15 protein-coding genes and 1 pseudogene are annotated in these 14,709 nt (G+C 46.2%); 6 read left to right on the top strand and 10 right to left on the bottom strand.

What is annotated here, in order from left to right:
* Positions 1-42: 42 nt before the first annotated feature.
* Positions 43-1,992 carry a lipoteichoic acid synthase gene (gene ltaS, locus NSQ83_RS04420; protein WP_003233694.1) on the top strand — a complete coding sequence of 650 codons (1,950 nt, stop codon included), beginning with the start codon at positions 43-45 and terminating at the stop codon, positions 1,990-1,992.
* A gap of 32 nt (positions 1,993-2,024) precedes the next feature.
* Here the strand turns inward: ltaS and nagE are convergent, their stop codons facing one another.
* The gene (gene nagE, locus NSQ83_RS04415; RefSeq protein WP_003243372.1) at positions 2,025-3,383 is read right to left on the bottom strand and encodes an N-acetylglucosamine-specific PTS transporter subunit IIBC; all 1,359 of its coding nucleotides are present in this window, start codon (positions 3,381-3,383) and stop codon (positions 2,025-2,027) included.
* Positions 3,384-3,555: 172 nt separating this feature from the next.
* Between nagE and map the strand changes: the two genes are divergently transcribed.
* From map to NSQ83_RS04395, 4 genes and pseudogenes are all read left to right on the top strand, one after another.
* Complete coding sequence (map, locus tag NSQ83_RS04410) at positions 3,556-4,305, top strand: type I methionyl aminopeptidase (protein ID WP_003233698.1); 750 nt, start codon at positions 3,556-3,558, stop codon at positions 4,303-4,305.
* Between the two features lie 81 nt (positions 4,306-4,386).
* A pseudogene (locus tag NSQ83_RS04405) lies at positions 4,387-4,701 on the top strand (DUF3243 domain-containing protein).
* 106 nt (positions 4,702-4,807) lie between these two features.
* The gene (locus NSQ83_RS04400) at positions 4,808-4,963 is read left to right on the top strand and encodes a hypothetical protein (protein ID WP_003244572.1); all 156 of its coding nucleotides are present in this window, start codon (positions 4,808-4,810) and stop codon (positions 4,961-4,963) included.
* Between the two features lie 156 nt (positions 4,964-5,119).
* A complete protein-coding gene (locus NSQ83_RS04395; RefSeq protein WP_003233704.1) occupies positions 5,120-5,257 on the top strand; it encodes a YflJ family protein in 138 nt (45 codons plus the stop codon).
* Positions 5,258-5,297: 40 nt separating this feature from the next.
* Here the strand turns inward: NSQ83_RS04395 and NSQ83_RS04390 are convergent, their stop codons facing one another.
* Entirely contained in the window at positions 5,298-5,963 is a 666-nt protein-coding gene (locus NSQ83_RS04390) for an MOSC domain-containing protein (RefSeq protein ID WP_198878921.1), read from the bottom strand.
* A gap of 66 nt (positions 5,964-6,029) precedes the next feature.
* Here NSQ83_RS04390 and NSQ83_RS04385 point away from each other — a divergent pair, with 66 nt between their 5' ends.
* Positions 6,030-6,305 (top strand): acylphosphatase, encoded by a 276-nt coding sequence (locus NSQ83_RS04385; protein WP_003243829.1) that lies wholly within the window; start codon positions 6,030-6,032, stop codon positions 6,303-6,305.
* On the opposite strand, the gene nosA is transcribed toward NSQ83_RS04385, so the two are convergent.
* The 8 genes from nosA to NSQ83_RS04345 form a co-directional block, all read right to left on the bottom strand.
* Positions 6,296-7,387 carry a nitric oxide synthase gene (gene nosA / locus NSQ83_RS04380; protein ID WP_033883253.1) on the bottom strand — a complete coding sequence of 364 codons (1,092 nt, stop codon included), beginning with the start codon at positions 7,385-7,387 and terminating at the stop codon, positions 6,296-6,298. The two genes, NSQ83_RS04385 and nosA, sit on opposite strands and share 10 nt — an antisense overlap.
* 118 nt (positions 7,388-7,505) lie before the next feature.
* On the bottom strand, positions 7,506-8,300 hold the full coding sequence (locus NSQ83_RS04375) for an MBL fold metallo-hydrolase (RefSeq protein WP_069322451.1): 795 nt from the start codon (positions 8,298-8,300) through the stop codon (positions 7,506-7,508).
* Positions 8,301-8,355: 55 nt separating this feature from the next.
* Complete coding sequence (citM, locus tag NSQ83_RS04370; RefSeq protein ID WP_003242978.1) at positions 8,356-9,657, bottom strand: citrate transporter CitM; 1,302 nt, start codon at positions 9,655-9,657, stop codon at positions 8,356-8,358.
* A 43-nt stretch (positions 9,658-9,700) separates the two neighbouring features.
* Positions 9,701-9,826, bottom strand: a complete 126-nt coding sequence (locus NSQ83_RS04365) for a hypothetical protein (RefSeq protein ID WP_003233716.1) — start codon at positions 9,824-9,826, stop codon at positions 9,701-9,703.
* 26 nt (positions 9,827-9,852) lie between these two features.
* Positions 9,853-10,812, bottom strand: coding sequence for a tripartite tricarboxylate transporter substrate binding protein (locus tag NSQ83_RS04360; protein WP_198878922.1), 960 nt, complete (start codon positions 10,810-10,812; stop codon positions 9,853-9,855).
* Between the two features lie 2 nt (positions 10,813-10,814).
* Entirely contained in the window at positions 10,815-11,495 is a 681-nt protein-coding gene (citT, locus tag NSQ83_RS04355) for a two-component response regulator CitT (RefSeq protein WP_038428596.1), read from the bottom strand.
* On the bottom strand, positions 11,467-13,095 hold the full coding sequence (gene yflR, locus NSQ83_RS04350; RefSeq protein WP_046664323.1) for a two-component sensor histidine kinase CitS: 1,629 nt from the start codon (positions 13,093-13,095) through the stop codon (positions 11,467-11,469). The genes citT and yflR overlap by 29 nt, the downstream gene beginning before the upstream one ends.
* A 127-nt stretch (positions 13,096-13,222) precedes the next feature.
* Positions 13,223-14,659 carry an anion permease gene (locus NSQ83_RS04345; protein WP_003233725.1) on the bottom strand — a complete coding sequence of 479 codons (1,437 nt, stop codon included), beginning with the start codon at positions 14,657-14,659 and terminating at the stop codon, positions 13,223-13,225.
* Positions 14,660-14,709 lie beyond the last annotated feature (50 nt).

Genomic DNA, 14,709 nt, shown 5'->3' with positions numbered 1-14,709 from the left:
TATCGTTTCGCTCGAACTGGATCGGAAAAAAGGAGTGTAACAATGAAAACATTTATAAAAGAAAGAGGACTGGCCTTCTTCTTAATTGCGGTCGTCCTGTTATGGATCAAAACGTATGTCGGTTATGTCCTGAACTTCAACTTAGGAATAGACAACACGATACAAAAAATATTGCTTTTTGTGAATCCTCTTAGCTCAAGCTTGTTCTTTCTTGGCTTTGGACTCTTGTTCAAGAAAAAATTACAGCAGACAGCCATTATAGTGATTCATTTTTTAATGTCTTTTTTACTGTACGCCAACATTGTGTACTACAGATTTTTCAATGATTTTATTACAATTCCGGTCATTATGCAGGCTAAAACAAACGGCGGCCAACTCGGTGACAGCGCATTTTCGCTGATGAGACCGACTGACGCCTTTTACTTTATCGATACGATCATCCTGATCATCTTGGCGATCAAAGTAAACAAGCCTGCCGAAACGTCAAGCAAAAAATCGTTCCGAATTATTTTTGCCTCTTCAATTCTTGTGTTCTTGATCAATCTGGCAGTTGCGGAATCAGACCGTCCTGAATTGCTGACAAGATCATTCGACCGGAACTATCTTGTGAAATACTTGGGAACATACAATTTCACGATTTATGACGCTGTACAGAATATCAAGTCCAACAGCCAGCGCGCGCTTGCCGATTCCAGCGACGTGACGGAAGTGGAAAACTACATGAAAGCCAATTACGATGTGCCGAATAACGTGTATTTCGGCAAAGCGGAAGGAAAAAACGTCATTTACGTTTCACTTGAATCTTTGCAGTCATTTATCATCGACTATAAAATTGACGGCAAAGAAGTGACACCGTTCTTAAATAAACTGGCACATGATAACGAAACGTTCTACTTTGATAACTTTTTCCACCAAACGGGACAAGGTAAAACATCTGATGCTGAATTTATGATGGAAAACTCTCTGTACCCGCTGGCTCAAGGTTCAGTTTTCGTAAACAAAGCACAAAACACGCTGCAATCCGTTCCGGCGATTCTGAAGTCTAAGAATTACACATCTGCTACTTTCCACGGGAACACGCAGACGTTCTGGAACCGTAACGAAATGTACAAAGCGGAAGGCATTGATAAATTCTTTGATTCTGCTTACTATGACATGAACGAAGAAAACACGAAAAACTACGGCATGAAAGACAAACCGTTCTTCAAAGAATCAATGCCGCTGCTGGAAAGCCTGCCGCAGCCGTTCTATACGAAGTTCATTACCCTGTCTAACCACTTCCCATTCGGAATGGATGAGGGAGATACAGACTTCCCGGCTGGAGACTTTGGTGACTCTGTCGTCGATAACTACTTCCAGTCAGCCCATTACCTTGATCAGTCCATTGAACAATTCTTCAATGATCTGAAAAAAGACGGGTTATATGATAAATCGATTATTGTGATGTACGGAGACCACTACGGCATCTCTGAAAACCACAATAAAGCGATGGCGAAAGTGCTTGGCAAGGATGAAATCACTGATTACGACAACGCCCAGCTTCAACGGGTGCCGCTCTTTATCCACGCTGCCGGCGTGAAGGGCGAGAAAGTTCATAAATATGCCGGAGACGTTGATGTGGCTCCTACCATTCTGCATCTGCTCGGAGTGGATACGAAGGACTATCTGATGTCCGGTTCTGATATTTTATCGAAAGAACACCGTGAAGTGATTCCATTCCGAAACGGAGACTTTATTTCACCGAAGTACACGAAAATATCCGGTAAGTATTACGACACGAAAACCGGAAAAGAACTCGATGAATCCGAAGTCGACAAGTCAGAAGACTCGCTCGTCAAGAAGGAACTTGAAATGTCCGATAAAATCATAAACGGAGACCTGCTGCGGTTCTACGAGCCGAAAGGTTTTAAGAAGGTGAATCCTTCTGATTATGATTACACAAAACATGACGAAGATTCTTCCGAAACGTCAAAGGATAACGAAGATAAATAAGAAAAAGCGGAGAGGGCAACCTCTCCGCTTTTTTATTTGACAGCAGCCCTCAATTCTTCCGCCGCAAATTCCACATTCGGGCCAATAATGACTTGAACCGATTGCCCCCCTGATTTGACAACCCCTTTTGCGCCTGCTTTCTTTAGCAGCGCTTCATCCACCAAAGCGGTATCCTTCACAGTCAGTCGCAGCCTTGTGGCGCAATGATCAATGGTTTGAAGGTTTTCTTTTCCGCCGAGCCCTTTCAGCATGATGTTTTCATTTACATCCTGAACAGTATTTTCATCCAGCACTTCATCTACATCATCGTCTTCCCGTCCAGGCGTTTTTAAATTCAAAGCCTTAATCAGTACATAAAACACGATAAAGTATACTGCCGCATAGCATATACCTACCAAAAGCAGAAGCAGCGGTTTTTCCGCGATTCCATAGCTGAGCACATAATCGATAGCTCCGGCTGAAAAAGAGAAGCCTGAGCGGATGCCGAGCCAGTTGACGATAAATAAAGATAACCCGGTTAAGACCGCGTGAACAGCGTATAAAAGCGGAGATAAAAACATAAATGCAAACTCAATCGGCTCCGTAATCCCTGTGATAAACGCCGTTAAAGCAAATCCAATCATCATTCCAGCCGTCGCTTTCCGTTTAGACGGCTTCGCAGTCACAACCATAGCCAGACACGCCGCCGGAAGACCGAACATCATGATTGGGAAAAATCCGGTCATATATGTGCCCGCTGTCGGATCTTTCGCGAAAAAGCGCGCCAAATCCCCTGTCACTCCGTTATATTCTCCGAATTGGAACCAGAAAATATTGTTCAGCACATGGTGAAGGCCAAGCGGAATTAACAGCCTGTTGAATAGGCCGAATATGCCTGCCCCGATGCCACCGAGCCCGAGCATCCACTCTCCAAACGAGTTGATACACGATTGAATCGGCGGCCAGACGACTCCGAATATGCCCGCTAAAATGATCGTAATAATGGCTGTTAAAATCGGCACAAGCCGTCTGCCACTGAAGAACCCGAGATATTCAGGCAGCTTGGTATCCTTGAAGCGGTTATAGGTGTAACCGGCAATTAAACCGGCAATAATTCCCCCAAACACCGCCATGTTATTTGTTTTATCAATTGTCTTTGTTGCCGCGTCAAGCATCAGATACGATATCGCCCCTGATAAACCCGCTGCCCCATTGCTGTCTTTTGAAATGCCGATGGCAATACCGATCGCAAAAATAAGCGGCAGATGATCAAAAACCGCCGTCCCCGCCTGATAGACAAACGGGATATTAAATACATCCTCTCTGCCAAGCGCAAGGATAATTCCAACCGCAGGCAGAACCGCAATCGGGAGCATAAATGACTTCCCGAGTTTTTGTAAAAATGAAAGCATACCCATCCCCCTCATACCCTTTTTTTTCAAATATACCATATAAGATATCTAGTGATCTATACCAATTTTCCCGGGGGGTATTTCTTTTTTCCCAGGTCCGTGTGTTTCCTATTTTTAAGACAGTTGTGGTAAGCTTAATCTAGATTATTTAAAAAGAAAGCGGGAATGACAGATGATTGTAACAAACGATCAAGAATTAGAAGGCCTGAAAAAAATCGGAAGAATCGTCGCGCTTGCGCGTGAAGAAATGAAGCGGAAGGCAGAGCCCGGCATGAGCACAAAAGACCTTGACCTTATCGGAAAAGCTGTGCTTGATGAGCACGGCGCCGTTTCAGCTCCTGAGAAGGAATACGATTTTCCAGGTGTGACATGTATCAGCGTAAATGATGAAGTGGCTCACGGCATACCAAGCACATCCAAAATTTTAAAAGCAGGGGACCTTGTCAACATCGACATCTCCGCTGAATTTGGCGGCTTCTATTCCGACACAGGCATCTCATTTGTGCTCGGTGAAGGAGAAGAACGCCTTCATAAGCTTTGCCAATGCGCGGAAAACGCTTTTCAAAAGGGGCTTCAGCAGGCAAAAGCGGGCAAGCGCCAAAACCAGATCGGAAGAGCCGTTTATCATGAAGCACGCTCTCAAGGCTTTACCGTCATCAAAACCCTGACCGGCCACGGAATCGGCCGAAGCCTGCATGAAGCGCCGAACCACATCATGAACTATTATGATCCGTTTGATAATGCGCTGTTCAAAAATGGCACAGTCATCGCGCTTGAACCGTTTATTTCAACGAAAGCAGAAACGATTGTTGAAGCTGGAGACGGCTGGACGTTCAAGACGCCGGATAAAAGCATGGTTGCCCAAGTTGAACACACGATCGTCATCACAAAAGATGAACCGATTATCCTGACGAAACTGTAAAACACATTCCGGGCTTCCGGCAGGTTTAACCTCCTCCAATAGCAGGTAAAACATCATTATTCTGCACGAGGAGGTCTTGCAATGAACAGAGATCAAGAAAAAATCCAAATTGAAAACGAAATGAACGCGATGCATGGCACAATAAAAGAAGACATTTTATAAGACTTTGATGAATTTAAAGGCTACCTGAAAAAACAAGTCAACCGAGGCAAAAAGCTGGGATTGGATGACGGCAAGCTTGTAAAAAGCGCTGCGATCCTGGGAGACTACCTCGCAAAGCATGAAGAGCCGCAAAACGGTGAAGAAATGCTGCTGCAAGAGCTTTGGAGCGTTGCAGACGAAGATGAGAAAGAACATTTGGCACAGCTTCTGGTCAAATTGGTTGATAAACAATAAAACATGAGCCGGGCGATATGCGCCCGGCTTTCTTGATATTGTCACAGCCCGGCTCTTTCAGATATGCTACACTACTATTATGTCTGTGAAAGGAGCCTTTATCTGCATGTGGTTTATTATTTTCGGCATCATTTTTTTCATTGAAGGCATCATTATGACCGTTTACGGCGTTAAGAAAAAAAACGGGATGCTCACATATATCGGCATTGTTTTCGCCATTATGACATTTGGCGTTGTCATGATCAAACTAACCGGCCATTAAATCATATTCGGCTTTTGCTCCGCATATACATACAGAAGAACATTCGTATATCTAGTGCGAAAGGCTCAGTTTTCCCCGTATCTCTTTTCAGCATCTTTTTATAGATGTTACAATGCCAATCGTTTCGAAATCAGATAGGGAAAGGAGTTTTCTGACATGCATTACGGCAGTAAAGGCTGGTATGTGGCAGAACTAAAAAAGCAGGGGATCACGCACCATGAAGGAAGAAAGCTTCAAAGCTATAAAACCTATTTTCTTGCCAACCTGCTTGAATCAAAGAAAAAACAATCTTAAATATGGCAAAGCCGCGCACGTTGATATGCGCGGCTTTTTTCTATTCAACCGGCAGCAGCCTGTCCTTTTTTTTCATAAAGGACGCTCTCCAGCTTTCCGATAGTGCAGCCTCACTTAAAATCCGTTCAATGGCGGTGAGATTTTTTGCATCATGGTAGTTGATGCGGTTGGCGAACTGGACGGATATGCCCTTCTCTCCTCTGGACAGCAATTCAAGGTTCGCGCCGGGAGACACCCTGCCCTCCTCCAGCACGCGAAAATAAAACCCTGTATAGCCGGTTTGCTGGACCTTCAGCACGATTTCTTTTACACCAAACTTTTTCGCCAGCTTTACACACGGCTGGCGCGGCTGGCTGACCTGAACAACAGCTTCATCAAGCCTGAACACATCCCCGATGCAAACATTCTCCTCAGTCAGGCCCGCGACCGTCAGATTTTCTCCAAATGCGGCATTTGACAGCGGTCTTGAAAGGAACTCTTCCCAAAACGGATAATGCTCCGCCGGGTAGACACAGACAGCCTTATCAGGTCCGCCATGGTTGACAAGGTCCGCCTGTCCGTCTCCTTCAAAATTCTCCCGATACAGCATGACGGCTGATTCAGCCGGCTGCTTCATGATGCCGGTTTCGATTTTCTTTCCGTCATATTCAAGCGTCTGCGGTTTTCCCAGATTAAGAGAAAGAACTGAATAGCGCTCTGGTTTCATACAAACACATCCCCTTTACAGGTTGTAAAATGATTGATTATCATAAAAAGAAAAGGTGGTTTTTACATGCTTCAATACCGAATCATTGTAGACGGCCGGGTTCAAGGTGTGGGCTTTCGCTATTTTGTTCAAATGGAAGCTGATAAGCGAAAACTGGCCGGCTGGGTCAAAAACCGTGATGACGGGCGTGTCGAGATTTTGGCAGAGGGTCCGGAAAACGCCCTGCAATCGTTTGTTGAGGCTGTAAAGAACGGAAGCCCTTTCTCAAAGGTTACCGACATCTCTGTGACTGAATCCCGCAGCCTTGAAGGCCATCATCGATTTTCTATTGTTTACTCATAAGGCTTATCTTGATAAAAATAGTTCGGCTTAACGATTGAGTTATCATAGGAGCGGTGGAAGATATGAGTGGCAGCGGGTGAAATTGGCGGAATCAGCCACATCCAGTCCCCCGTCAGCTTTCTGCCCGCTTCTTCCTCCTGTTCTTCAAACCGTTTAAACTGGCTTGCCGCTGTATGATGGTCAACGATGCTGACACCCTGCTTTTTATACGAGTGCAGCACAGCTTTATTCAATTCAACTAGCGCTTGATCCTTCCATAAATCCGTATTGTAATCAGCGGCGATGCCGATCACGGACGCTACTTTTTTGAGCTTGTCGTACCGCTTTTCATCTGCGAGGTTTCTCGCTCCGATCTCCGTGCCCATATACCAGCCGTTAAATGGCGCGGCATTATAATGAATGCCCCCGACCTCAAGCTTCATATCAGAAATAATAGGCACGCCGTACCACTTCAGCTCCAAATCAGAAAACGCCTCGATGTCCGGATGTGTGATTGGAACCTCAATCACAAGTGAACGCGGCAGCTCATACCAGACAGGCTGTTCGTCGCCTTTCATGCGAAAAATGAGCGGCAGCAGGTCAAAATCCGTTCGTTCTCCGCGCCAGCCGAGCTCTTCGCAGGCTGCTGTCAGGGAACAGGAAGCCGGGTCGCCGATTCTTTCTCCGTCTGACTCATATCCAGCGTACCGGATCAGCTGATGATTCCAGATCTCGACTTGCTTTTCACCCTTCTCTTCCGGAGGGAAAATCGTAATGGTCGGTCTGATTTTCCCGTTATTGGTGGCGGTTTCAATATGGTGAAAGAGGGCGTCACGCACTTCCTCCTTCGTCCGGACGTCTCGTCTGTCAATAACATTCAGCGAATTCCAGAACAATCTGCCGATGCAGCGGTTGCTGTTTCTCCAAGCCATTTTCGCTCCGTGCTCCAGCTCTTCCTTCGTATGTACATAGCTTCCGGTCAGGTTAATTTCGCTTTTAATGTCCTCGAGACGGCCTTTCACCTCCTCCTCCTTTCCCAATTCCTGATAGCATGCGGCAATAAACGCTTTCGCTTCGTTCCAGAGTATTTCTTTTTCTTCCAACAAACTCTCCCCTTCACATCACTTCATGCTTTTCATTGTATCGTTTTTAAGCGGCAAGACAAATGATTTTTCTGCAACTTCCTGGAAAACAATAAAAAACACCCGCGTAATGCGGGTGTCAAATAGACGATAACCGATTTGCCAATTCAGTTAAGTCACTTCGAAAGTTTTTGCCGGTCATCGGTATGCCGTGCCCGGTCAATAACGCTTCCGGTTCAAGACCGGCCAGCTTTAGAATGGACTCCGCGGCCGTCTCTGTGTCAGGCGTGAAATAAGCCGGCGGACCGTGAAGCTCCTGTTTTTGTATCAAGACGTCAGCCATTTTCTCCTGTTCCACTGTAATAACAGCATCACCTGCTACAAGCACGCGTCCGTCATCGCGGAATAACGAAATATGGCCCGGCGTGTGTCCTGGTGTCGCGATCCATATCCACTCGTCAAGAAAAGGAACTGAACCGTCTTCCGGCAGTGCCTGGACATGTGAGGAAATATCGATGGAATGCCGCGGAAACAGCGGCGACAGCTTGGCGACCAGCCCGCTCTTGCTGTCAGGACGAGCCGGAGGATAATCCTCTTTACCTGTTACATAGGGCATTTCCCGAGAATGGACATAAACAGGTACATCCCAATGCTCAAGGATCTCTTCGATTGCCCCAATATGGTCAAAGTGCCCGTGTGTGAGGATAATCGCCTTCAGCTGAAACCCTTCACCGAATCTTTGTTTGGCTTCATTGACAATCATGCCGGCTGATTGAGGCATGCCGGCATCAATTAAAACAAATGAGTGAGGTTCAGAAGGCAGCTGAATAAAATAGACATTCGCAATTTGCACAGTCAGGCCGTGCACCCCTTTTGCCGCTTCGAACCCCGTTCCGCTTCTGACTGAAGTCAGCGGCATATAAGGATCACTCATAATGACACCTCCGGAATGTTATATGCCGTTAGTGTGTGTCATTACGCCTGAATTATCATACGGAAATAGAGATCGCACCGATCAATAGAGCGATAGCCGTCATGACGATCACTGCGAGAACCGCCCATTTCAATGCGAATTTTTGATGGTCATCAATAGAAACTCCGACGAGTCCGACAAGCAAATGAGTGGATGGCACAAGCGGACTCAGCATATGAATCGGCTGGCCGATAATAGAGGCTCTGGCAATTTCCACTTTATCCACACCGTATGCGACAGCTGTTTCTGATAAAATCGGCAGCACCCCGTAGAAATACGCGTCATTCGGCATCAAAAATGTGAAAATGCCGCTTGTTAAGGCAACAATCGCCGGGATCAATCCGCCCATTTGTTCCGGTATCATGGACACGAGCGAGATCGCCATTTCATCAACCATTTTCGTGCCTGTCAAAATCCCCGTGAACACCCCCGCGGCAAAAATCATTGAACCGATAGCCAGCACGTTGCTGGAATGCGCCGCGATGCGCTGTCTCTGATGCTCGAGATTGGGATAATTCACAATCAGCGCAATACAAAACGCAATGACAAACAGTACGGTTAAACTGACTTTACCCGATACTAAACATCCTATTAAAGAAAGCGTTAACAATAAATTGAACCACCAAAGCTTCGGCCGCTTCCACTCATCTTCAACCGCAGCAGCCGGTTCATTGGCATTGGCTGGCTGTTTCAGTTCAATCACACCAAGGCGCTTTCGTTCCGCTTTTCCAAGCACATACGCAACTGCCACCATACAAAGCATCCCGCTTGCAATGACAGGAATCATCGGCCCTGTAAGCTCAGCTGGATCAACCCCCAGCGCACTCGCCGCCCTCGGCGTCGCACCACCCCATGGAATTGTGTTCATGATTCCCATGCCGACTCCCGCGATTCCTGCCAAGATAATTGGCCGGATGCCTAGCAGCAAATAGAGCGGAAGCATGGCGCTTGTCGTAATCATGTACGTTGTCGAGCCATCTCCGTCCAAGGCGACGAGCATTGTAAGAACCGCTGTCCCAACAACAATTTTTAAAGGGTCTCCTTTGACCATGCTTAAAATTTTGCCAACCATCGGATCAAACAGGCCTGTATCAATCATAATTCCAAAATATAAGATCGCAAACATAATCATGACAGCAGTCGGCGCGACTTGCTGAATCCCCGAAATCATCATGTCCCCAACTTCAGTAAATCCAAATCCGGCGATAAGTGCAAACACAATCGGCGTCAAAACCAATGCTGTTAAAACAGAAAGCCGTTTTGTCATGATCAATGCCATAAACACAAGCATCATGAGAAAGCCTAAGATTGCTAACACATCCATTCCCCCTTAAATGAATCCGCTTACATTTTTTTCTCCCTTACTCCCCTTTTTGTCTTGCCTTTTTGCCATCGTATGGGAAAACCAACCGCAAGTAAATAATTTGGTTTTTTTGTATTTTTAATTTTTTAAAACCGTTTTGTTCTTTTTGATCAATTTTCGGCATGAAAAAAATCCCGGGATGCCGGGATCTTAATTTCCTGTCATGATGCTTTGATAAAAAGCATATTGCTCTTCTAAAAACCGTTTCGTTTCCCTGCTGTTTAAATAAAAGCTTTCCCAGTCCTGTTCGTTTATTTTCCGCTTCCATTCAGGTGAAGAGGTGACCTTCTTTAGCGCTTGATCCCAGTAAGAAATCTCTTCCTCAGACATATTTTTCGGGCCCAAAATCCCTCTCCAATGAGAAAAAACAAACGGGATTCCCTGCTCCTTCCACGTCGGTACATTTGGAAAACCGGGAAGTCTTTTATCAGACGTTACAGCGGCTAACGTGATATCGCCGTTTCGTTCATATGGTTTCGCTTCAGAAAGGGTCATGGAAGCTGCTTCTATCTCATGTCTGATCAGCGCCTGAATGAGCTGTTCACTGCTGTCATACTGTGAGAATTGAATGTCAAACGGGTCAATGCCGTACATATCTGCCGCTCTGACGAACGAGAGCTGATCATCATTGCCAAACCCCGGGGCAAAGCCGATTCTCACCTTGCCGGGATGCATGTTGATCTCATTCAGCACATCTTTGCCATTTGTTAACGCTGATCCTTTTGGCAATGCAACCGTCTGCCATTCCTTGGAGAGAATGGCGAGCGGCGTAAAATCGGCCATTTTTAATTTGCTTTGCCCGAGAAGATCATTGCTCAATATTAAGCTGGACGTCATGCTGATGGTTTGTTTGCTGCTTTTGTTGACATATTTCCAGCCTTTCTCTCCCCCGCCGCCGGATTTATAGACGATATGAACATCATCCTTCACGATCTGCTTCTGCCTCAAAACTGATTGGATCGCCTGCGCTGTGACATCCCAGCCGCCAGAAGGTTCGGCAGGGACGACAATTTCTATCGGCCCGTCCGGCAGGCGCGGCGCAGCCGCCTGCCTGATATCACCCTGAGTAAAGATCAATAGAATAATCAATAGGATTATAGATTTTTTCATATCTAATCCGCCGCCAAATAATATTTTCTCTCCGGCCTGCCGATAATCCCGTATTCAAGCTCGGCTCTTGCTTCTTCCTTTGACACAAGGTACTCGGCATAACGGCGGGCAGTTGTTCGTGACGCCCCCATTTTTTCCCCAAGTTCCTCCGCTGTCAATCCTTCTGACGCAGTCTGAAGCGCTTCCTTAATTTTTCGCAGTGTAATCGAATTAATGCCAGTCGGCAAATTCTCTGCCGGCAAAGCTGTCTTCACACTGTTCCCAAAAATATGGTCGATCATGGATTGGCTGACCTCCGGCTGAGACATGAGCAGCTTCCTTTTTTCTTTATACTGAAGCAGCACCTGCCTGAACTTGTCAGCTGTTACGGGTTTGATCAAATAGTGGGCAATTCCCGCCCTTAGCGCTTCCTGCAAATGACGGGTTTCTGTTGCCGCTGTGATAATCATAATGTCCACTTCAGGAAATCGGCTTCGTATATCAGGAATCAATGCGGTCCCAAGCTCGTCCGGCATATAAATATCCAGCAGAAGCAAATCAGCCTTGTGTTCCTTCAAAAGCGCCAATGTCTCTTTTGCGTTAGCCGCCTTGCCGATAATCTTGAATCCATCAAGCTGTTTAATCAATCTCTCATGGATTTGCGCAACTCGAAAATCATCCTCCGCAATCGCGATGTGAATCAAATGGATTCCCCCTTTGTTTCTCCTTCGGTATAAACACAGTGAATACCGCCCCGCCAGTTTTTTGATTCGCCAGTTCGATCCAGCCGCCCAGTTCACGCACTGAGTCTTTCACATTGGCCAGACCGTAGCCTCTCCTCATCCCCTTTGAAGAATAGCCTCTCTCAAACACAGCTTCTATTTTCTCTGGCGGCACACCGGGCCCTGTGTCTGATACTTCAATGACAATGTCATGGCCCATATCCGTGATAAAAAACAAAACTTCCTTCACGCTTTGCTCCGCTACAGCTTCGAAAGCGTTATCAATTAAATTGCCAATAATCGTAATAAGATGGGACAAGCCGATATGCGCAGGAAGAGGCGCGAGTGAGCTGTTCTCATCAATCACCAGCTTGACCTTCTTTTCCGATGCCTTGCTTATTTTCCCTAACAAAATGGCCTGCACCTGCTGCGAATGGATGTTATGGAATAAAAGATCATGCTGTTCATTTTGTATCGCATATTCCTCTTTTATCAGATCAATGGCTTCATCATACTCCCCAAGTTCAAGCAGCCCTAAAATCGCATAAAGCTTATTTGAAAATTCATGAGTCTGCGCCCTGAGATCCTCAGAATATTTGCGAACCTCTGTCAATGTGTCGATCAGCTTCTTCAGCTCTGTTTTCTCCCTGAAGCTGACGACAAACCCATACGCCTGCCCGCCTTGATTCATCACTTTCGTATTGATAATAAACACTTGATCGTTGACGCTTACCTCCTGGTTCGGCAGCATTTCTCCTTTTTCAAGCACAGACATCAGCCCTGCTCCCGGCATGACGTCATCTATAGGAAGATGGATCACAGGCTCGGGCAGCTTCAGCATCTCGGCCGCCGATACGTTCATCATGGTGACGACGCCTTCACGATTGGTGGCAATAATCCCTTCTCGAATCGCGAAAAGCATTGCGTTCCTCTCACGATATAGAGCCGCGATCTCATGCGGTTCAAGCCCAAGCGTATCCTTTCTGATGCTTTTCGCCAGCACGGCGGCGCCAATAAATCCGAGCAGCAGTACAAGCACAGCAATCACACTCAAATTTTTCAAATGCTTTTTGATGCTTTGCTCTGTCTCCGTTTGCAGAAAATCAACAGATACGCTGCCGATCACTTGGCTGTATCCCTTCTGTTCTTTTATAATCGGCGCGCTCCCTCTGATCACTCTTCGTCCATCCGCTTTTGTTTCAGAAACATGCGAACCGCCAAACAAAATTTCTCTGCTGCGCTCCAGTTTCTTTAATCCGCTTTTTCTAGAGGCGCTGCGAATGTCTCCTTTTTCGTCCAAAACATAAATGGCAAACGCGCCAGTCTGTTCTTTCATTTGTTCAATGACCTCTTGCGTCTGAGCCGCATGTCCGTCTTTTTTCTCAATGAGCTCTTTAACCGGCGGCATATAGGAAATGGTTCTCGCCGTTTGAACCGCCAGCTGCTCTGCCTGTCTCCGTTCTCCCTGTGTATGCTGAACGGCTAACGTAATGGTCAGCATACCAATGACAAAGACCAGCAGAGCCGCAATCAGCCCCATTATTTTTGTTTGCAGGGAAAAATGGAACCGCTTTTTCACCACAGCACCAGCCGTCCTTTCTACCTAGATCATACCATTTTTCACAGGGAATTTTCTCATTTTTCAAAATCCGTTTTCTTGCGAAGGAGTGAAAATAAAAAAAAGGCAGACCGCGTCTGCCTTTTTCTTTCTACCATATTCCTAGTACTTTCCACCATAATCCGCCGATCACAAGCCATACGATGATATGAACAATCGACAGGATAAATCCGATGGACCACCATTTGCCTTGCGGGATGTAGCCTGCTCCGAAGAAGACCGGAGCCGCTCCAGAACCGTAGTGAGTCGTTGACCCGAACAGGTTACTGATGAACGCGAGGCTCAGCGCTGCTAAAAGCGGCGGTGCGCCCGCTGCCACGACGACAGCCAAAAATGCTGAATACATCGCACTGATGTGGGCTGTCGCACTTGCAAAGAAATAGTGAGAGTAATAATACACAACAATTAAAATGATGAATGCCACAATCCAAGAGAACCCTGATACGGATGATTTCATGGCATTACTGAACCAAGACACCATGCCTAATTCATTCAAGAAGTTGGCGAGCATGACAAGCGCCGCAAACCAAGTGAGCGTATCCCAAGCGCCCTGTTCTTTCTTGATATCATCCCAAGTCAGAACTTGTGATAATAAGAGAACGGCCAAACCGATCAATGCGGTTGTGGTAGCGTCGATGTTGAAGCTGCCGCCAAAAATCCACAGCACAAGCACCAAAAGAAACACGATAACCATGGAAAGCTCCGATTTTTTGAACGGTCCCATTTCTTTCAGTTTTTCTGTTGCGATTTTCGCCGCATCCGGTGTTTCTTTGATTTCCGGCGGATACAGTTTGTAAATCACAAGCGGCGTGATGATTAAGCTTACAAGTCCCGGTACAATCGCGGCAATTGCCCAGCTTGTCCATGTTAAGTCCACCCCTGCGACATCATGGGCCAGCTTGGCAATCAGCGGGTTCGCCGCCATCGCTGTCAGGAACATAGCAGATGTGATCAGATTCCCCTGAAAACCGGTTTTTAATAAGAATGCACCGATTTTTCTCTCTGTTCCATTTGCCGGGCTTGATCCGAATGTTTCGGATAATGATCTGATAATAGGAAATATAATGCCTCCTGCACGCGCCGTATTACTTGGAATAGCAGGTGAAAGTATTAAATCACTGAATAGCAGTGAATAAGAAAGTCCAAGGGTTTTTTTCCCGAATTTCTGAACGAATACATACGAAATTCTCGCACCGAGACCGGTTTTGATAAATCCCCGGGAAATAAAGAATGCGATAACGATAAGCCAAATGGTCTTATTCCCGAATCCGCTTAATGTATCCTCAATTGATAGTGTTCCAGTTAGTGCAGTAACCGCCAATGCAAAAATTGCAATTGCACCCATTGGCAAGGGCTTGGAGATAAAGCCGATAATTGTTGCGACAAAAATCGCAAACAAATGCCAAGCTTTAGGTTCAAGTCCGGACGGAGCGGGAATAAACCAGATGATTAGTCCCACAGCGACAGTAATAAGCAATGGAACAAGCTTTACTGCTGACTGTTTTCCTGCGTCTTTTTCTGAAGCCATAAATAGGTCTCCTCCTATATACTTGTTTTCCGATCCCCTTTTCCATTCTA

Source organism: Bacillus sp. PS217, assembly GCF_037963535.1.
Lineage (GTDB): Bacteria > Bacillota > Bacilli > Bacillales > Bacillaceae > Bacillus > Bacillus subtilis.
Note: the sequence above shows the minus strand (reverse complement) of the source record. Positions and strands in the feature narration are given on the sequence as shown.